The 20641-nt window shown below is 33.1% G+C and carries 20 protein-coding genes; 14 read left to right on the top strand and 6 right to left on the bottom strand.

Features of this window, described 5'->3' with window-relative positions; translation table 11 throughout:
• Positions 1-31 precede the first annotated feature (31 nt).
• The gene (gene trpS / locus GMA17_RS12645; RefSeq protein ID WP_248396744.1) at positions 32-1000 is read right to left on the bottom strand and encodes a tryptophan--tRNA ligase; all 969 of its coding nucleotides are present in this window, start codon (positions 998-1000) and stop codon (positions 32-34) included.
• A 112-nt stretch (positions 1001-1112) separates the two neighbouring features.
• Here trpS and GMA17_RS12640 point away from each other — a divergent pair, with 112 nt between their 5' ends.
• The 3 genes from GMA17_RS12640 to GMA17_RS12630 all read left to right on the top strand — a co-directional run bounded on the left by GMA17_RS12640 (position 1113) and on the right by GMA17_RS12630 (position 3585).
• Positions 1113-1847 (top strand): 1-acyl-sn-glycerol-3-phosphate acyltransferase, encoded by a 735-nt coding sequence (locus GMA17_RS12640; protein WP_248396741.1) that lies wholly within the window; start codon positions 1113-1115, stop codon positions 1845-1847.
• Between the two features lie 153 nt (positions 1848-2000).
• Positions 2001-2444: a hypothetical protein gene (locus GMA17_RS12635; protein ID WP_248396739.1), complete on the top strand. Its 444-nt coding sequence runs from the start codon at positions 2001-2003 to the stop codon at positions 2442-2444.
• A 61-nt stretch (positions 2445-2505) separates the two neighbouring features.
• Positions 2506-3585 (top strand): TlpA disulfide reductase family protein, encoded by a 1080-nt coding sequence (locus GMA17_RS12630; protein ID WP_248396737.1) that lies wholly within the window; start codon positions 2506-2508, stop codon positions 3583-3585.
• A 92-nt stretch (positions 3586-3677) separates the two neighbouring features.
• Here the strand turns inward: GMA17_RS12630 and GMA17_RS12625 are convergent, their stop codons facing one another.
• From GMA17_RS12625 to recA, 4 genes are all read right to left on the bottom strand, one after another.
• Positions 3678-5597 (bottom strand): hypothetical protein, encoded by a 1920-nt coding sequence (locus GMA17_RS12625; protein ID WP_248396735.1) that lies wholly within the window; start codon positions 5595-5597, stop codon positions 3678-3680.
• Complete coding sequence (locus tag GMA17_RS12620; protein WP_248396733.1) at positions 5597-6139, bottom strand: RNA polymerase sigma factor; 543 nt, start codon at positions 6137-6139, stop codon at positions 5597-5599. Before GMA17_RS12620 ends, GMA17_RS12625 begins: the two co-directional genes overlap by 1 nt.
• Before the next feature lie 32 nt (positions 6140-6171).
• Positions 6172-6579 (bottom strand): hypothetical protein, encoded by a 408-nt coding sequence (locus GMA17_RS12615; RefSeq protein ID WP_248396731.1) that lies wholly within the window; start codon positions 6577-6579, stop codon positions 6172-6174.
• A gap of 109 nt (positions 6580-6688) precedes the next feature.
• Positions 6689-7690, bottom strand: a complete 1002-nt coding sequence (gene recA, locus GMA17_RS12610) for a recombinase RecA (RefSeq protein ID WP_248396729.1) — start codon at positions 7688-7690, stop codon at positions 6689-6691.
• Between the two features lie 385 nt (positions 7691-8075).
• Between recA and GMA17_RS12605 the strand changes: the two genes are divergently transcribed.
• The 4 genes from GMA17_RS12605 to GMA17_RS12590 are packed head-to-tail and all read left to right on the top strand — an operon-like array spanning position 8076 to position 11657.
• Positions 8076-9149 (top strand): rhodanese-related sulfurtransferase, encoded by a 1074-nt coding sequence (locus GMA17_RS12605; RefSeq protein WP_248396727.1) that lies wholly within the window; start codon positions 8076-8078, stop codon positions 9147-9149.
• Positions 9150-9161: 12 nt separating this feature from the next.
• On the top strand, positions 9162-10406 hold the full coding sequence (locus GMA17_RS12600) for a peptidase U32 family protein (protein ID WP_248396725.1): 1245 nt from the start codon (positions 9162-9164) through the stop codon (positions 10404-10406).
• Positions 10406-10636 (top strand): ferredoxin, encoded by a 231-nt coding sequence (locus GMA17_RS12595; protein WP_248396723.1) that lies wholly within the window; start codon positions 10406-10408, stop codon positions 10634-10636. The genes GMA17_RS12600 and GMA17_RS12595 overlap by 1 nt, the downstream gene beginning before the upstream one ends.
• Positions 10637-10649: 13 nt before the next feature.
• Positions 10650-11657, top strand: a complete 1008-nt coding sequence (locus GMA17_RS12590; RefSeq protein ID WP_248396721.1) for a radical SAM protein — start codon at positions 10650-10652, stop codon at positions 11655-11657.
• Here the strand turns inward: GMA17_RS12590 and GMA17_RS12585 are convergent, their stop codons facing one another.
• The gene (locus GMA17_RS12585) at positions 11658-13073 is read right to left on the bottom strand and encodes a peptidoglycan DD-metalloendopeptidase family protein (protein ID WP_248396719.1); all 1416 of its coding nucleotides are present in this window, start codon (positions 13071-13073) and stop codon (positions 11658-11660) included. It lies immediately after the preceding gene.
• Between the two features lie 271 nt (positions 13074-13344).
• On the opposite strand from GMA17_RS12585, the gene ricT reads away from it, so the two are divergent.
• The 7 genes from ricT to GMA17_RS12550 all read left to right on the top strand — a co-directional run bounded on the left by ricT (position 13345) and on the right by GMA17_RS12550 (position 20612).
• Positions 13345-14703, top strand: coding sequence for a regulatory iron-sulfur-containing complex subunit RicT (ricT, locus tag GMA17_RS12580; RefSeq protein ID WP_248396716.1), 1359 nt, complete (start codon positions 13345-13347; stop codon positions 14701-14703).
• A complete protein-coding gene (locus tag GMA17_RS12575; RefSeq protein ID WP_371922372.1) occupies positions 14690-15193 on the top strand; it encodes a gliding motility lipoprotein GldH in 504 nt (167 codons plus the stop codon). The genes ricT and GMA17_RS12575 overlap by 14 nt, the downstream gene beginning before the upstream one ends.
• A gap of 27 nt (positions 15194-15220) precedes the next feature.
• Complete coding sequence (locus tag GMA17_RS12570; protein WP_248396714.1) at positions 15221-17557, top strand: penicillin-binding protein 1A; 2337 nt, start codon at positions 15221-15223, stop codon at positions 17555-17557.
• Between the two features lie 688 nt (positions 17558-18245).
• The gene (locus GMA17_RS12565) at positions 18246-18398 is read left to right on the top strand and encodes a hypothetical protein (RefSeq protein WP_248396711.1); all 153 of its coding nucleotides are present in this window, start codon (positions 18246-18248) and stop codon (positions 18396-18398) included.
• Positions 18399-18440: 42 nt separating this feature from the next.
• On the top strand, positions 18441-19160 hold the full coding sequence (locus GMA17_RS12560) for a GLPGLI family protein (RefSeq protein ID WP_248396709.1): 720 nt from the start codon (positions 18441-18443) through the stop codon (positions 19158-19160).
• Between the two features lie 418 nt (positions 19161-19578).
• Positions 19579-19788, top strand: coding sequence for a hypothetical protein (locus GMA17_RS12555; protein WP_248396707.1), 210 nt, complete (start codon positions 19579-19581; stop codon positions 19786-19788).
• Between the two features lie 77 nt (positions 19789-19865).
• On the top strand, positions 19866-20612 hold the full coding sequence (locus GMA17_RS12550; protein WP_248396705.1) for a GLPGLI family protein: 747 nt from the start codon (positions 19866-19868) through the stop codon (positions 20610-20612).
• The last annotated feature ends 29 nt before the right edge of the window (positions 20613-20641 follow it).

Below are 20641 nucleotides of genomic sequence, written 5' to 3'. Positions count from 1 at the left end.
AGACCAAACCTTTCTAGGTGCCAAATCATTTTTAATACCCAACCTTCCCTCTAACACGTGCAATAACGGCGTTTGCTACTTGACTCGCTTTTTCAGCACCAACTTTTAAAGCGTCATCAATTTCGTGGAGATTATTCATATAATGATGGTAGCGTTCACGAGGTTCTGCAAATTTTTCAACAATCAACTCAAACAAAGCTTGCTTGGCATGACCATAACCATAATTGCCCGCTTCGTAATTGGATTTCATAGCAGTAATCTCATCATCAGAAGCTAATAAATTATATAGTGCAAAACAGTTACAAGTTGCCCATTCTTTAGGGTCCTCTAGAGCGGTACTATCTGTTTGGATGGACATGATTTGCTTACGGAGTTTTTTATCATCTAGAAAAATATTGATAAAATTCCCGCGACTTTTACTCATCTTTTCACCATCTGTTCCAGGAATTAACATGGTGTTGTCTGCAACTTTTCCGGTTGGTAACACAAATGTTTCTCCCATTTGCGCATGAAAACGAGATGCCACATCACGTGTGATTTCTATGTGTTGTAATTGGTCTTTTCCTACAGGAATAATTTCAGCATCATAAGCTAAAATATCCGCAGCCATTAGCATAGGGTAGTTAAATAACCCTGCATTTACATCTTCTAGTCTGTCGGCTTTGTCCTTAAAGCTATGCGCTAACGTTAAACGCTGAAACGGAAAGAAACAGCTTAAATACCATGACAATTCAGTCACTTGAGGTACATCACTCTGTCTATAAAACACGGTTTTTTCAATATCTAAACCAAAAGCCAACCAGGTTGCAGCCGTAGAGTAGGTATTGTGTCTTAATAGTTCAGCATCTTTAATCTGGGTTAGGGTATGTAAATTAGCTATAAACAAAAACGAATCGTTTTCTGGTTTATTTGCCATGTTTATTGCTGGTAAAATAGCGCCTAAAATATTACCTAAATGCGGTGTTCCTGTGCTTTGTATGCCTGTTAGTATTCTTGCCATGCTCATTTCCCATGGAAATGGGAATCTTGTTTTAAGTTCAAATTTGTTTTAATATGTCAAAGGTAATTTTTTTAGTACAAAAGCTCAATTTATTTAAGTAGTTTTGGTCTCCATGACGGTTTTTAAATATATTTTCTGGGTATTTTATCGCATTTGGTTTTATGTGCTTGTGGCAGTACCTATTATCATCTTGTTACCTTTATTATTAGTTTCCATACTTAAAGAATCTTGGTATCCTTATTTTTACAGATTAGCGCGACTTTGGGCACGATTTATTTTAATAGGCATGGGATTTAACACACACATTTCTTTAGCCGAAAAGCCAAAACGAAAAGCTAGTTATATGTTTATTGCCAATCACACCTCTATGGCTGATATTATGCTCATGCTAGTAGTGTCCAAAAATCCGTTTGTATTTGTTGGTAAGAAAGAACTGGCTAAAATTCCGTTATTTGGTTTCTTTTATAAGCGTACCTGTATTCTGGTAGATAGAAGTTCTGAAAAAAGCAGAAAAGCCGTATTTTTAAGAGCGCAGCGTCGTTTAAAACAAGGATTGAGTATTTGTATCTTTCCTGAAGGTGGTGTGCCTGATGAGGATGTTATTTTAGACGACTTTAAAGATGGCGCTTTCAGGTTAGCTATTAATCATCAAATTCCTATAGTTCCTTTAGTGTTTTTAGATAATAAAAAACGGTTTCCCTTTACTTTTTTTAGCGGAAGTCCGGGTAAAATGCGCGCCATTGGATTTCCTTTTATACCAACTGATGGCTTACATGTTGCCGATACTAAAGAGTTGAATAAGGATACACGACAAACTATTTTGAAGCAATTATTAAAGGACTCATAACTTCATTTGTAATATTTTTCTTCAATACAGTTACGGTAAAACCGTAAATCACTCATTAAATTAATTTTATGTTTAAATAATTTAGGTTTATTAGAATATAGATTATAGATTATAGATTTAGTTTATTATTAATCTAATAAACTTTAAGAAATTATGAAAAAACTATTTAATGGAACGTTGATTTTTACCATTTTAATCTTTGCTTTTTCCTGTAGTGATGCAGAAAGTAATATTTTGGAAGATCAGTCAATTAACAAAGTTGTTAAAAGCAAAGAAGAACTAAACAAAGGAGTTATTCAAGAAATCTTTACACTTTCAGATTTTGAGCGTTATGCAATTGATAAAAACTCTGTTGTTAGTAAATTAAGTGGAGAAACCAAATCAGAGTTTATCAAGAGTATGGAATTCAGAGATGGAATAATAACAACCGCAAATTATGTAATAATCGAAAGCGAATTATCAGCTATGGATAATGAGGAGTTTTGGTTGTTATTTGGTATGAGTAAATTAGCATATGAAGATTATAAGGAGTACAAATGTACAAGTCCTTACAATTGTGAAAAACTGACAAGATATATTTGTCTTACAGGTTGTTAAATTTTAATCCAATTAATAATATTTGCTTGTTATTAATTGGATTATTTTATTTCTTATTTTTATGAAACTATATATTTATTTTTTTATAACCTTATTTTTTTTTAATTGTCACAAGAAAGAGACGGCAAAAAATGTTATCAATCAGTATGAATTAAGAGCCAAAGCGAATAGTAAAATTCAATACGATATAACGCTGATAGATAGTTTCTCTTTAAATGATGTTTGGAATAGAACCGGACAGGTTTTAATTGAGAAAACCAAAAATGACACCTTGTTTGGAATGTCATTTTTTGTTGAATCTTATTCGTTTGAAATAAGCTATTTATATGATAATTATAAAAGTTTTGAAATTTCAAACAGAGATGGTAACTATGAATTGGTAAGTTCATATGGTTTCTTGGGAAGTCCAGGAGGTCAACTAATTATAGAAGAGATTTTTGGTTTAGATAGTTTCTATAAAACAGTTAATTTAGTGGACTATGAAGATGAGTATCAATTACAATTTACCTTCGAAAACGACACAACTTTTCAAATTAACAATATTCAAAAAATTATAAATATAAATAAAACTACATTTTCTCCTTCAAAAATTAAAATAACATCAGAAAAATTAGGAGAAAGAACTTCAAAAACATTTCTAATTAGTAAAGTGTTAGTAAATGATAAAGTTACCAAATTTATAGATAATAAGAAAAACGGACTTTTAGAGCTAGACATAATTAATAGTCAGTCATTTAATAAAATCTCTATGGTTGGCACTCAATTTAAAACTAATAATCTCCCTAATTTGTGGAATGACGAGCCCCTTGTTATTTCAGAAAATTTTCCTGCTCTTATTAACTTTTGGGAAGTTTGGTGCAGTCCTTGTATTAAATCATTACCAAAACTGAAATATCTTCAAAATAAATATAATGATAAAATTAGTGTCATTGGGATTTCAACAGAAAGTCCTGAAAAAAGTAAGAGGATGTTGTTAAGCAAAAAAGTAGATTATATTAATTTAAAAGGAACAGAAAAAACACTTCAAGATTACAATATAAACAGCTTCCCTACGTACTTTCTGGTCGATAAAAATGGGATTATAATTAAAGAATATTCTTCATATTCAGATGCCATAGAGACAGATATTAAAGCGTTGTAAAACAAAAAAAGCTACTCTTGGCACAGAATAGCTTTTTTACTTATCATGCTGTTTCAATTTCTTAAAAACAGCATCAATCTAACCAACTAAAATTAAAACTTGTAACTAAAACCTGTATAAACACCTATAATGTAAGGTCTGAAATCACCAGATGTATTTTCAAAACCATTTAATTGGTATTTAAAAGTAGGTTCAAAATTAAATAGAAGTTTATCCGTAAATTTATAATTCAACCCAATTCCTAAATTGGTACTAAAACTCACACTGTTTACGTTACTTGATTCACCTATATAGGTTTTATACTCTTCAAATTCTGAATACACTTCGTTATCATTTAAAAAGAAGGTACTCATCCCACCAATAATATTAACACCAAAGCGGTTATTAACTAATTTATATTCCAATTCTACAGGAACTTCATAATAGCTTAAACGTTGACTAATAGCGGCATTAAATAACACGTTATTTATTTGTTGAAAACCTAAATTATCACCGCTAAAAGCAGTTAATTCCTGATTTTCTGGCACTAAATTTATGTTGCGCAGCGGATTTGTATTATTTGGCGTATTGGTTGTTGGCGAATTGTATAAAATAACATTATCCGTGTCGTAACTTAAATTTAAGGAGCTAATTCCGGAGCGAATTGCTAATTTTTTACTAATGGCATAACTTACATTTACACCATAACTGGTATTGGTTTCACCACTTTTAGAATTGGATACAAATTCGTCATCAATATGCGAGCCTTTACCTAACGAATTGTAGTAAACAGGCGCAATGTTTGCTTGAACTTGCCACCTATTTACTAGTTTTTCTTCTTCTTCCTTTTCACTAGTTTCTTCGGCTTGAGCAATAGCTTCCTCAATTGAAGGTGATTCACTAACTAGCGAATCACCAACCATTAAGTTTTCCTCTTTTTCTTTTTCATTTTGAGGTGTGTTGCTTGTCTTAGCATTCCAAGCAATAGCATTTTGCGCGCTTGTTTCTTTCAACACATTATCGGTTTCCGAAGTAGAAACGGCACGCTGAACATCAGATGCCGTTTTATTACTTTGGTTCGCGCTGTTGATAGTTGAAGCTACCGTATTATTGTTATTATTTTGTGGTGTTTTAATACTGTTATTTATGGTTTCGTTCGCAGAAATAGCATCAGTTTTAGAACTATTTTTTGAAACTGAATTTGCTGCAATACCTGTTCTGTTTACTGAAGTATTAATTGCGTTTTTTGAAGCTTGAGATTCTTGAACCACAACATTATTTGTAGCTTCAATCGTATTATTTGGTTTAACATTGTTACTTGTGGTATTAGATTGGTTTACCAATCCTTTTGTGTTAGGATTTGATGCGGTATCTTGAGTAGCAATTCCCTTATAAATAGTCTTGGTACTTTGAGTTTTAAGAATATTATTATTTTTTATTGTATTAGGATTCGTGGCGTAATTACTATTGGTATGGCTAGCTTTTTTATTATTTCTATTTTCAGAGTTGGCAACGGCTGTATTTCTGCTTGAGGCTGCAATTGCATTATTTAATTTGTTAGAATTTGTAATAGAATCCTCTCCAGAATTTTCACTAGCTATTGGATTACCATTACTATTTATGTCTGTATTCGCAATGCTTTCATTGTTAAATTTTGAGGCCTTATTTGAAGTCGCTTTCGGATCATCAACAACTATATTGTTTTTGTTTGTTGAATTTTCTTCAGAAATATTAGGCGTATTATTAGAATTTAAAATACCATGACTTGATCGTGTTTGAGTATCTACAATTTTTTCATCTGTAGAAACCGGGTTATTTGTGCCAGTAAAAATTACAGAACCAATAGTTACCAATAAAACTAACACAGCTGCAGCACTAGTTATACGCATCCAGATAGGGAAAGCTGTTTTAGGCTTTTCCGTTTTTAATGGTAACTCGTTTTGAATTTTAGACCACAATTCAGGATTGGGCTTCGCCTCAAAATCCTTAAAAGATTCTTGGAAAATTCTATCTATGTGTTTTTTACTACTCATTATAATGATTGCGCGTTAAAACCCGCTTTATATGCTTCAATTTTATCTTTTAATATTTTTCGTGCTCTAGCCAAATTCGATTTTGATGTGCCATCTGTAATGCGCAATAAATCAGCTATTTCTTTATGCGAATAACCATCCAACACATACATGTTAAAAACCAATCTATATCGGTCTGGTAATTCTTGAATAATTTTTAGCAAAAAATCAAGAGAAATGTCTTCATCATCAATTTCTATATCTTCATCTGCTATGAAATCTTCATTTATTATTTCAAAAACGCCTTGACCTCTATAGCGTTGTAACGCCGTATTAATAGCAATGCGTTTCAACCAACCTTCAAAAGAACCTTTATTATTAAACTGACTAATTTTTTTAAAAATAGTCAAAAACGCGTCCTGCAGATTATCTTCCGCTTCGGCGTAATTTCTTGAATACTTTAAACAAACCGAAAACAATTTGCTCGAAAAGAGCTGATATAATTCGCTTTGTGCTTGAGTATCATGATTACTACATTTTAGTATGAGTTGATTTAAACTCACGTGAAACACATTTGGTTAAATTTAAACAATAATTAATCTACTACTGGAACCTCAATTATAATATATTCTTCTTCGCCAGAATTCGTAGTTCCATGCCAAAATTTAAAAACATATAAATCTTCTTCTCCTGGTTGAAACGTAAATGTTTTTTCAATACTATTATCAATTGCAGGACAATCAAAGTTTCCTGTAAAAACAGTAGACATAACAGCTATAAAAAGACCATCAGGCTCCTCTTTTAATAAAATGTCTTTATACGCGTGGCATTCCGTAGGTCTTTTAAATACAATAGAGATATCGTAGGTTTCTCCACGTGTAAATTCATCGGGAACGGTCGCGCTTTCTATAGGCAATAATTCAATATAACTTTGTTGTGTATCATCATTAATTGAGCAGGATATTGCTAGTAATACAAGGATACAAATAGCTATTTTTTTCATAATTTGAGGTAAACTTAACACATGTATTTCATTAAGTAGATGCACTAAAACACAAAAGGTTGCGTTGGGATATAAAAAAATCCCAAATAGATTGGGATTTTTTTAAAATTTAAGCTGATTTTATAAGCTCTTTTATTTTCACTTCTAACTCATCCATGAGTTCTGGATTGTCTTTAATAAGCGCTTTAACTGCATCACGACCTTGTCCTAATTTGGTGTCGCCATAACTAAACCACGATCCTGCTTTTTTAATAACATCAAATTCTACAGCAATATCCAATATTTCACCTACTTTGGAAATACCTTCGCCATACATAATATCAAATTCAGCTAATCTAAAAGGTGGTGCAACTTTATTTTTAACCACTTTAACTCTGGTTTTATTTCCTTGCACATTTCCGTCTGTGTCTTTTATTTGTGTTGAACGTCTAATATCTAAACGTACCGAAGCATAAAATTTTAATGCATTACCACCTGTTGTTGTTTCTGGGTTTCCAAACATAACCCCAATTTTTTCACGTAATTGGTTAATGAAAATCACCGTACAATTGGTTTTGCTAATAGAGGCTGTTAATTTACGTAAGGCTTGAGACATTAATCTAGCATGTAATCCCATTTTAGAATCACCCATTTCACCTTCAATTTCACTTTTTGGTGTTAAAGCAGCTACCGAGTCAACAACGACAATGTCAATAGCACCAGAACGAATTAAATTATCGGCAATCTCTAATGCTTGTTCACCATTATCAGGTTGCGAAATAATTAAGTTATCAATATCTACTCCTAATTTTTCAGCGTAAGTTCTATCAAAAGCATGTTCTGCATCAATAAAAGCAGCAATTCCACCAGCTTTTTGAGCTTCAGCAATAGCATGTAAGGTTAACGTTGTTTTACCAGAAGATTCTGGACCATATATTTCTATAACACGACCTCTTGGATAGCCATTAACACCTAGTGCAATATCTAATCCTAAAGACCCCGAAGGAATAGCGTCGACATCAACAACAGCTTGATCACTCATTTTCATTACCGTTCCTTTGCCGTAAGCCTTATCTAGTTTGTCTAAAGTAAGTTGTAGCGCTTTTAATTTTGCGTCTTTTTCGTTGCTCATTTCTGTATATTTTATCTTGTAAAAGTGTTGCTAAAATACCACTCTTTTTTCACTTTACAATTTTATGACGCAACCTTTTTGTTGTTTTTGCATCTACTTAATAAAGCTGGGAAACTTTTGCTATGAGATTTATTAGAAAAATATTATTAATAGGAGAATTAGGCGTTTCAGTAACCGTAGTTATAAACGGAAGCTGCAAAGCCGATGGAGGTTAGCTCGGATTGTTATTTTTTTGAATTAAAAAAAATAGTAATAACGAGTTAGTCTACTTAAAGCACTTTATAAATCATTATAAAGTGCTTTTTGTTTGATGAAAAATCAGATTCGCACAAAAAATAGTACATTTGCAGCTAAAATATTCTTTAACCTTAAACATTAGTATAGCATGCAACTGTACAATACCTTAAGCGCCAAAGAAAGAACTGAACTTATTGAGCAAGCGGGAAAAGAACGCTTGACTATTTCTTTCTATAAATACGCGAAAATTGACAATCCAAACGCATTTAGAGATCACTTATTTCTAAACTGGAATAACCTAGACGTTTTAGGACGTATATATGTGGCTCATGAAGGCATAAACGCTCAACTTTCCGTGCCAGCAGATAATTTCACGCTGTTTAAAAATCATTTGGACACCATATCATTTCTGGAAAATGTGCGATTAAATATTGCTATTGAACACGATAATTTTTCATTCTTAAAACTAAAAGTGAAAGTGCGTGATAAAATTGTAGCCGATGGTTTAAACGATGATACGTTTGATGTAACCAATAAAGGCATTCACGTTGAAGCCGAAGAATTCAATCAACTTATTGACGATCCAAACGTGGTTTTGGTAGATATGCGAAATCATTATGAAAGTGAAATAGGTCATTTTATAAATGCCGTAAAACCAGATGTGGATACTTTTCGGGAGTCTTTAGATATTATTGAAGCGGATTTACGAGACCATAAAGAAGATAAAAAATTGGTTATGTATTGCACAGGTGGGATTCGTTGTGAAAAAGCGAGTGCGTATTACAAACATAAGGGGTTTAAAAATGTGTATCAATTGGAAGGTGGTATCATTAATTATGTGCGCCAAGTGGAAGCAAAAGGATTAGAGAATAAATTTATAGGCAAGAATTTTGTATTTGATGAGCGTCGTTCTGAAAGAATTTCAGACGATGTTATAGCACAATGTCACCAATGTGGTGAGCCTGCTGATTTGCACACCAATTGTGCCAATGAGGCGTGTCATTTACTTTTTATTCAGTGTGAGTCTTGTAAGGAAAAAATGGAAAACTGCTGTTCTACAACCTGTCAGGAAATTATTCAATTATCTTTCGAAGAGCAAAAAGCCTTGCGTAAAGGACAGGGTAATAGCAACGATATCTTTAAAAAGGGACGAGCCGATCATTTGCCGTATAAAAAAGACCTGCGTAACATTTTTGAAAATTTCAAGAATTCTAATTCCTAAAATTTCACGATTATGCAGCATATAGAATTAATGGCACCTGCAGGGAATTTTGAATCACTTCAAGCCGCTTTAGATAATGGGGCCAATTCCGTTTATTTTGGTGTAGAACAGTTAAATATGAGAGCTCGTGCAACGGTTAATTTTACCATTGCCGATTTACCCGAAATAGCTAAACGTTGTGAGGCCAAAAATGTGAGAACCTACTTAACGTTAAATACCATTATTTATGATCACGATTTATCCATTGTAAAAACCTTATTAAAACAAGCCAAGGAAGCTAATATTACAGCAGTTATTGCTATGGATCAGGCCGTTATTTCTTCGGCTAGAGAGCTTGGTATGGAAGTGCATATTTCTACCCAATTAAACATCACGAATATTGAAACGGTTAAATTTTATGCCATGTTTGCTGACACCATGGTGTTGAGTCGAGAATTGAGTTTGCGACAAGTAAAAAAAATAACCGAACACATAGAAAAAGAGCAAATAAAAGGGCCTTCTGGTAGATTAATAGAGATTGAAATTTTTGGTCATGGCGCGCTTTGTATGGCTGTTTCCGGAAAATGCTATATGAGTTTGCATTCGCATAATTCTTCAGCAAACAGGGGAGCTTGCAAACAAAATTGCCGAAAAAAATATACCGTTATAGACCAAGAAACAGGTTTTGAAATGGAATTGGATAATGAGTACATTATGTCTCCAAAGGACTTGTGTACTATAGATTTTCTTGATGAAATTGTTGACGCCGGAATTAAAGTTTTGAAAATTGAAGGTCGAGGACGTGCACCAGAGTATGTAGCAAAAGTTATTAAATGTTATCGTGATGCTATAGATAGTGTTGCAAATGACACATATAACAAAGAAAAGGTTATTTCCTGGATGCAGGAATTAGAAAAAGTTTACAATCGTGGGTTTTGGAGTGGCTATTATTTAGGTCAGAAACTTGGCGAATGGAGCAATAGTTCTGGGTCTCAAGCTACACAAAAAAAGGTGTATATAGGTAAAGGCACACATTTTTACCCGAAAGCTACAATAGGCGAATTTAAAATTGAAGCCTTTGATGTAACCGTTGGAGATACTATTTTAGTTACGGGTCCAACTACTGGAGCTAAAGAAATGGTAGTAACAGAACTGATGGTGAACAATTCAAGGACTGATAAAGGTTCTAAAGGTGATTTAGTGACTGTTCCTATGGATTTTAAAATAAGACCTTCAGATAAATTGTATAAAATTGTTGAAAATAAAGTAGAAGCCTAATGGTAATTATTACCTTACAACGGCATAAATGTATTGGCTGCAATTACTGTGTGGAAATGGCACCAAACCAATTCCAGATGTCCAAAAAAGACGGGAAAACAGTGTTGTTGCACGCTATAGAAAAGAAAGGTTTTTTCACTTTAAAATCAAACGATTTTAGCATCTTGGAAGCGTGTGAAAATGCATCAAAAGCGTGTCCTGTCAAGATTATAAGCGTTAAAAATAATTGATTAACATCCCGTAATGAATATTTATAAACTGTTACAACTCAATAGAAAAATTAAAAGCCACAGAATTAAATTTCTTGGCCTCTATTTGTTGCATACGTTTAATCAACGCTACTTGGCTGTAAATTTAGATCCCGTTATGGCTTGCAATCTGCGTTGTAAAATGTGCTATTTTACGGATGCGGATTACGTAAAAACGCTAAAAGGTCAGTTTAAAGAAGCTGAATTGGAGCAGGTTGCCCAAACTATTTTTAAACGTGCTTTAAAACTTCAAATTGGTTGTGGAACAGAACCAACTTTATATAAGGACTTGGTGAAGGTGGTAGCGCTAGGAAAAGCTTACAACGTTCCATATATTTCTATTACTACGAATGCCAATTTATTAGACGAAGAAAAAATTGAAGCACTAATAAAGGCTGGTTTAAATGAATTTACCATTTCCCTTCATGGTGTTCATAAGGAAAGCTATGAAAACTTTATGAAAAAGGCCAGCTACGAAAAATTTCATGCAGCATTCAAGGCTTTCGAAAAATTGAAAAAACACTATGAGTTTAAAGTACGTATCAATTACACCTTCAACAAGGATAATTTTTATGAATTAGCCGATTTCTTTGAGCATTTTAATGGCGAAAGTTTTGATATACTTCAAATTCGACCGATTCAGAAAATTGGAAATACCGAATACAACGATTTTGATTTAGAGACTTTAAGAGCAGATTACCCAAAAATTATTAACCAAATTAAAGCGCGTTGTAAAGCTAATAATATAACACTTTTAGCGTCTGACACCATACCAAATCACAATAAAATAAACGATTCTAGCTTTATTTTCGATTATACATTTTGCTATGTTTCTCCACAAAAATTTTGGCGTGAAGGCTTTAATTGGCAGGAAGAAAGCTTTAATAGCTATTCCAAAAAAATTGGATGGAATAAGCTCTTGTTTCGCAATATTTTTAAATCGAAAACAGAATTAAAGTCGGCTTCTAATCGGTTGAATTATGAAATTGAATTTAATTCATAATTACGCTTTTATAACTTTGATAGTTTTCTTCTGATTTGTAGTACTTTCAAGGCTTAAAAAATAAAGCCCGTTAGAAATATCCTCTAAATTTACAGTTGTAATACCATCAACGTTATTAGTTATAGTTTTGATTATTTTACCATGAATATCAACTATTTTAACTTTTGTTATAATCTGATTTCCTGAAGAAATATAAATATTACTTGTCGTTGGATTTGGATAAACAGCAACGGTTTGTAATTCATTTTCATCAATACCAAGCGTTTGAATCGTAAACAAATGTGTTACCGTTTGCCCTTCGTATGTAACTTGCCATTTCCAATCACCAATGGCATCAAAAGAGTTGAAATACCAATAATAATACCACGAAGAACTAGTTGTCGTTGTATTAAAGGAAGAACTATAAAAGGAGGAGTTATCAGGTCTTAAAATCTGGACGCTTAAATTGGTTCCTGCTACCTGATCTCTTAAAAAGGCCGTTAAGTAAATGGTATCGCCTAGTTCAAACGTGTTGCTTTCATAAGTTGTTTCTGCGGTTGGACAAGTTGGAAATACAACAGGATTATCAGTATGCGTTAAGGCAGCATTAATGTTTGGATTACTATATGGTTTTTGGTTTAACCACCAAGAATCCACATTCATACTATTACAATTGCCATAATAGGGGTCTATAAGTTGTGTGTAGCTATTGTCTGTATAAACTTCAAAATGTAAATGTGGACCCGTGGAGTTACCGGAACTACCTACGGTTCCAAGAACCTCACCAACAGAAACCATATCTCCAATATTTTTTGAAGTCACAGAGCCGTTTTTCATATGGCCATACCAAGCAATACTTCCATCATTGTGCTGTACATAAACGGCGTTCCAAGTATTATTATTAAAATTACAACTTCTATCAAACTGACCATCGCCTTTATTTATAATTTGACCAGCCGCAGCTGCAATAATTTCTGTTTGAGAATCATCCATTTGTTTCCAAGAAAATGGCCACAAATAAATATCTAAACCTTGATGATTATAACCAGAAGCAGTATCATAGGTAATGCTTCCACAATTATAGTCTAATAATTGATTGGGGAAAGCTGTATTGTGATCTACATATCCAGAAATGGCCCATGTATCATTGTAATTAAAGGCAGGTGCCTGTTGCAGCGGCCATGCAAACAATACATGGCCACCAACTTTATGGGCTTCATTGTAAGCTAATTTATTTTGTTGTTTTAATACATTCACATTATACTGTAATTGGCTTTTAATCTGTTCTCTTTGTGCGACTGTTAAACAAGGTATTTTAGCTTCATTAAAAATGAATTCAGTATCTCCTTTTCCAGACATAAAATCTTGAGAATAGGTCTTGTTAAACGAGAATATTAAAAAACTAATAAAAATGGCGTACGTAAAATTAGATTTCATAATTAAAGTTTTAAGTGGTTTATAGTACGATCTAAAAAAAAAAAAATGGGGAGTATTAAAAAAAACAAAAGCTTAATAATGTGCTTTAATTTAAAAAAATAAATTTTAAACTACTAGCAATCAATACATAAAGATAGTTTATTATTTTTAAAACCCGCATATATCATATATTATTTAACTTAATAAATAATCTTATCTTTACATCTTTAAAAGGATTATTAATCGTCTTCTGAAGGCATTTAGGTTTTCAGAATCTATATATATATAAATTATGAGTTGTAACACTTGCTCAACAGGCAAAGATGGACAACCAAAAGGTTGTAAAAACAATGGTACCTGTGGCACAGATAGTTGTAATAAATTAACGGTATTTGATTGGCTAGCAAACATGACACTACCTAATGGTCAAGAGCCATTTAATTGGGTTGAGGTTCGTTTTAAAAACGGACGAAAACACTATTATAAAAATACAGAAAATTTAACTTTAAGTATTGGGGATATTGTGGCAACCCAGGCGGAGTATGGCCACGATATTGGTATGGTTACGTTAACAGGTGAATTAGTACGTGTACAAATGAAACGTAAAAAAGTTTCGGAAACAGATCCGGAATTTTTCAAAATATACCGAAAAGCTTCACAAAAAGATATAGATATTTGGTCTGATGCTCGTGATTTAGAAGAGCCTATGAAAGTGAAAGCACGTCAGTTTGCTATCGATTTGAAATTATACATGAAAATTTCAGATATAGAATATCAAGGTGATGGTAGCAAGGCTACTTTTTACTATACAGCAGAAGAGCGTGTGGACTTTAGAGAGCTAATTAAACTATTTGCCAAAGAGTTCAAAACCCGTATTGAAATGAAACAAGTTGGTTTCCGTCAAGAAGCCTCGCGTTTAGGAGGTATAGGTTCTTGTGGTCGGGAATTATGTTGTTCTACCTGGTTAACAGATTTTCGTTCGGTAAGTACATCAGCTGCACGGTATCAGCAATTATCATTAAATCCGTTAAAACTTGCTGGGCAGTGTGGTAAATTAAAATGCTGTTTAAATTATGAATTGGATACCTATTTGGATGCGCTTAAAGATTTTCCAAAAACCGAAATAAAACTCTATACAGAAAAAGGGACAGCTGTTTGCCAAAAAACAGATATTTTTAAAGGTCACATGTGGTATGCATACGAAGGTGAATGGATGAATTGGCATTTAATTACAACGGCTCAAGCCAATGAAATTATTGCGCTTAATAAAGAAAAGAAAAAACCGGCAAGCTTAGAAGAGTATGCGGTTGAATTAATAAAAGATACTAAAAGTGAATATGAAAACGTTGTGGGACAAGATAGTTTAACACGTTTTGATAGTCTAAAACACAATAAAAAACGTAAAAGTAATAACCGAAAGGGAAACAGGCCGCCAAACAGAGCCAAAGCAACCAATAAGGATGCACAAGCCAAAGATGGAAACAGACCAAAAGCTAATAAGCCTAAACCTAGAAATAGACCTAAACCTAGAAAAGAAACGGTAAATAAAGACACTAATACGAATATTAAAGCAGGTGCTAATAAACCGAATAAGCCAAATAAAAGACGTAAGCCACAAGGTAAAAAGAACGATTCCAATGATGCCAAATAAATTTTTGATGTTAATAGCTGTTATGGCGTTTTTGGGAGTAACTTCATGCGATTCTAACCGGGTTTACGACACCTACAAATCGGTTCCAAATACATGGCATAAAGACTCTGTGGTGCAATTTAAATTTCAAGCACCAGACTCTATTAACCCGTATAACTTGTTTGTTAATTTACGTAATAATAACGATTACCGATTTAATAATCTCTATTTAATTGTTGAAATGGATTTTCCAAACGGAAAGGTAATCAAGGATACCTTGCAATATAGAATGGCAAAACCTAATGGCGAACTTTTAGGTACTGGTTTTACAGATGTAAAAGAAAGTAAATTGTGGTATAAAGAAGGGGTTGTTTTTAGTGAATCAGGCGACTATCAAATAAAAATTCAACAAGCCATGCGTGAAAATGGCAAGGTTAATGGCGTTATAAATTTAGAAGGGATTACAGAAGTAGGCTTTAGAATTGAACACCCAATAGAACCAAAAAATTAAATTTCAGTATCAATTAGTATTTATACAATGGCAAAAAAGAAACAAGCAAAAAAACAAGCAAATACGTCCAACGGGTTTCAAAAATATGTGCGTTGGTTTTGGACGTTATTTTTAGGTGGCATTTCTGCTGTTGTATTAATGTTTTTATTGGCGTCATGGGGCGTTTTTGGTGCATTGCCAGATCATACTGTTTTGGAGAATCCCAAAACAAATTTAGCCACTGAAATTATTTCTTCGGATGGAAAAACATTGGGTAAATTTTACTTCAATGACAATCGGACGCCAGTGAGTTTTGATGAACTCCCAAAACATTTAGTAGATGCTCTAGTAGCAACCGAAGACGCGCGTTTTTATGAGCATTCCGGTGTTGATGCACGTGGAACACTGCGTGCTGTGGTAAAATTAGGTAGCGGAGGTGGTGCCAGTACTATTTCTCAACAATTGGCTAAACAGTTATTCCATGGCGAAGGCTCTTCAAATATTGCAGAACGCGTACTCCAAAAAGCTAAGGAATGGATAATAGCCATCAAGCTGGAACGCCAATATACTAAAGAAGAAATTATTGCCATGTATTTTAATATTTATGATTTTGGGAATAATGCTGACGGAATTCGTTCGGCAGCTAGCATTTATTTTGATAAGGAACCGAATGAATTAGATATAAAAGAATCTGCTATGTTGGTTGGGATGTTTAAAAACTCATCCTTATACAATCCACGTGACCATAGAAATCCTATAGGAACTAGAAACCGCCGAAATGTGGTTTTAAACCAAATGGAAAAGTATGATTATATTAATACAAAAACTAGCGATTCATTAAAAGCGTTAGAATTAGGTTTACGCTATTCGCCACAATCACACAGGGATGGCATTGCTACCTATTTCCGAGCATATTTAGATGGCTTTATGAAAGATTGGATTAGAAACAATCCTAAACCAGACGGTGAGAAATATAATTTATATGGCGATGGTTTAAAAGTATACACCACAATTGATTCGCGCATGCAAAACTATGCTGAAGAAGCTGTACAAAGACACATGCCAAGATTACAGGCCGAATTTGATAATCAAAACACACCAGAACGCAACCCAACGGCACCGTTTTTAGATTTAGATAAAAATGAAATTGAATCCTTAATGAATCGTGGTATGCGCCAATCAGAGCGTTGGCGTGTTATGAAAAAAGATGGAAAAAGCGATAAAGAAATTATAGCGTCTTTTGATAAACCAACAGCCATGTCTATTTTTTCATGGAAAGGCGAAATAGATACCATTATGAAACCCATGGATTCTATGCGTTATTATAAGAAATTCTTACATCCAGGTATGATGTCTATGGATCCTTTAACCGGTCATGTAAAAGCATGGGTTGGCGGAATGAATTACAGACATTTTCAATATGATCATGTTAAGCAAAGTAAACGTCAAGTAGGTTCTACGTTCAAACCGTTTGTTTACGCTACAGCTATAGATCAATTGCATTTATCACCTTGTTATAAAATGCCACAATCGCAAATCACTATTGAAGCTCTGAAATTTGGAAATCCAGAGCCTTGGACACCAAAAAATTCCGATGGTAATTATGGCGGAGAAGTAACTCTGCAAGCGGCTTTGGCAAATTCAGTAAATACTATTACCGCACGTTTAATGGATAAAGTGGGGCCGCAGCCTGTTATAGATTTAGTTAAAAAATTAGGCGTGGAATCTAATATTCCTGCCGTGCCTTCTATTGGTTTAGGAACAGCTGATTTAAGTGTTTATGAAATGGTGGCAGCATATGCCACTTTTGCCAATCAAGGTGTTTATACTAAACCGGTTATGGTAACGCATATAGAAGATAAAAACGGAACCGTTTTATACCAATTTACACCAGAATCTCGCGATGTTATTAGTGCAGAAACGGCCTATGTAACTGTTAAATTAATGGAAGGTGTAACTAGAGTAGGTTCTGGAGCGCGTTTAAGACGAACTTGGATGCCTAAAACTGGTGTTTATCCCGAAATTATTACAGGGTATCCTTATGAATTTAAAAACCCGATTGCTGGAAAAACAGGAACCACACAAAACCAAAGTGACGGTTGGTTTATGGGTATGGTGCCGAATTTAGTAACAGGCGTTTGGGTAGGTGCAGAAGATCGTGCCACACATTTTAAAACTATTACCTATGGCCAAGGTGCTGCTATGGCATTACCTATTTGGGGTATGTATATGCGTAGTTGCATTGACGATGAAGCATTGGGTATTTCTACAAGCGATTTTGAAGCGCCAAAAGATTTAACCATTCAAGTAGATTGTGATGATTATGTGGAAGCAGGTGAAGAAACCGTTCCAGCGGAAGAAATTCCGGATGAGTTGGATTTTTAAAATTCTTGCGAAAGCGGGAATCTCATTTTAGGGAGTAACGTTTTATGATTTTTGATTTCTTAATACTAATACAGTACTACATATTTTCTATTTTAAATTAATAAGCAAACTGTCATTCCGGGTATACCGAGGAATCTCCTAAAAACTATTTAAAACTTTCCATCAACTCGCCTGCCTGTCAGCAAACAGGAGTGGTCATTTGAGCAATAGTTCAAAATGGAAGTATCGATAACGGTAACAAGAATTCCAGCCAAAACCTAAAACTCCAAAAAACCTAAAGTGCTGAAACTGGACCTTTTTACGGGAAAACCGTAACGGGTTTTTCAGTTTTCGATGAAATGCATAACATTCTCTAAAAAGGCTTGTGTAAATTGTAATTTTTTTTTTTAGGTTTGAAAAGCCGAGAGGAATTATTTTAGATTTGAAGTTTCTAAAATGGTTGCTCGAAGCTTGATCGAGATCTTAAACTGGCGTCAGTTTTTTTATTTGTATCCTATTATGGATAACGTACACAAAACTTCAAAACAATAACTTCAAATAAAACTTCTAAATTAAAACTTCAAGGCTTTATTATAAGCTAAACACGTTTATTAATCAACCTGTTCTATAAATTGTAAACAGGTTTAATATTTTAGAAATTATGAGAAAATTATTGAGTATTTTTTGTTTGTCTATCTTTATGATGAGTATGACATCAAATAAAAGTATAGCCAAAGAGGTAATTCAGAAAAAAGACTGTATTGATGAGGCAAGAGAAATAGCTTTCTACTATATGGAAAATTACGGTTATTCTGAAGACCAAGGAGCTGAATTAGTTTTATTGCTTATTCAGGGTTGTTAATATTCATTATTTGCATTCACTCCAGTAAGTAAATTATCACATATGAATTATCCTAGTTTTGTTAAGTATTTTCCATCTTTTTTAAGTTTAGTTTTTTGTATCCATATATCAACTGCTCAACAGCATGAGACGATATCTACAATACATTATAAAGTTAAAGTAATAGATGATCTAAAAAATCAAAACTTGGATAATTCTATTAAAAACAGGATAACGGCTATTAACAAGGCCAGTCAATTAATTGAATGTCGTCTTCAGTTTAATTCAAAAGAAAGTGTTTTTTATCAAGTTGAAAAAATGGCTTTAGATACAGATCCATATTATAATATGGCGTCCATATTTATTCGAGGACTTTACTACACAAGCACACAAGACTCGGTGAAAATATTAAACAAGAATTTTTCTGGGATAAATTTTAATATTTTGATGCCTTTTAACAAAGAGTCTTGGAAAATTATGAACGAAACAAAACAAATAGGAGATTTCACATGCTATAAGGCGGAGTCATTAAACTCAAATATTACAGCCTGGTTTACTAATAAAATACCGGTTTCTTATGGTCCAAACGGATTAACTGGCTTACCAGGATTGATATTAGAAGCAACCATAAATAGAAAGTTAACATTTTACGCGTCACATATAATAATAAAAGACACTAGTGTCAAATTTATAGAAAGACCCAATTCTGATAAAACAATAAAAGAAGCTGAATTTCTAAAAATGGTTGGTGATAAAATGGCAGATTTTTTTGATAAAAACTAAAAGTAGTTAAAAATACACCAATCGAATTTACCAATTTTAGTAGAGGTAAAAAAGTATTAGTGCGGACAGGATCCCTTTTTACGGTAAAACCGTAACGGTTTTTTGAGTTTTCGATGAAATACATAAAATTCTCTAAAAAAGCTTGTGTACATAATAGTTTTTTTTTTAGGTTTGAAAAGCCGAGAGGAATTGGTTTAGATTTGAAGTTTCTAAAATGGTTGCTCGAAGCATGATCGAGATCTTAAACTGGTGTCAGTTTTTTATTTATATTCTATTATGGATAACGTACACAAAACTTCAAAACAATAACTTCAACAAAACTTCTAAAGTTAAAACGTCAAGGCTTTACTATAAGCCAAAAATGTTTATTAAGCAACCTGTTCTAAAAATTAATAACAGGTTTAAAATTTTAGAAATTATGAGAAAAGTACTAAGTATTACCATTCTAACATTATTTTTTGCAGGAAGCATTAATGCTGTTAATTTAAGCGCATTAAAAATTGAACAAAAACAAAAAACTTGTGAAGAGAATGCATGGTATTTGGCAGATTTTATATACGAGTATTCTGGTGGCGACGGTTTTTATACTGGTGCAGTACTGCAATCAGCACTAGAATTGTGCGAGTAAAAACTATAGATTAACTAGAGACCATATTACATTTATCTTAATTTATTTGTAATATGGTTTTTTAATTTTATCCAAATATGAAAAAATATTGTTTCAGTATTTTAGTACTACTTATGCATTTAAATAGTATTGCTCAAAGCAAGCAAGTATCAGGTGTTGTTGCCTATTCTGTGAGTTTAGAGCCAATTTATAACGCAGTTGCAGAACGTTATAAAAGAGAATCAAATAAATCAGCCCTTCAAATTTTTAGTAGTATGGCTGAAACAGCATCAAATTTTGAATGTAAATTAAGCTTTAATGGATTTCAATCTAAATTTGGATTAGTTAATGCTATGGTTTTGGGAGGTTTGGATAGAAATAAAATGTTAGCTGTAAGAGCGGTAGCTCAAGGTGACTATTACACCAATTTATTACTAAAAAAACAAATTTTACAAGATAACTCAAGTACCGATCTTTATATAGAAAGTAACCTTGAACACATTGATTGGAAATTAACAAAAAATATTAAAAAAATTGGTGATTATGTTTGTTACAAAGCCATGGCATACAAGGAATTAATGAATGAAGAAACCGTTGCCATTGAAGTTTGGTACACACCACAAATACCAATAGCATTTGGGCCAAAAGAATACGTAGGCAATTTACCTGGTCTGGTTTTGGAATATAAAGACCATATTGTGCATTTTGTAGCTAAAAAAGTCGTCTTAAATCCTAAAAAACTCATTGTTATCAATTGGCCTGAAGGTGAAACTATAAGTAAAGAGGACTATCAAAAACAGCAAACTATTTCCTTTTCTACTTTAAAAGAAAATTCTGGAAGGTAATTATTATTTCTAAACTCAAAGTGTCATTG

Origin of the sequence: Bizionia sp. M204, from assembly GCF_023205095.1 — a bacterium.
In the GTDB taxonomy this organism is placed as follows: Bacteria; Bacteroidota; Bacteroidia; order Flavobacteriales; family Flavobacteriaceae; genus Algorimicrobium; species Algorimicrobium hallyeonense.
This window is presented reverse-complemented; position numbering and strand designations above follow the sequence as displayed.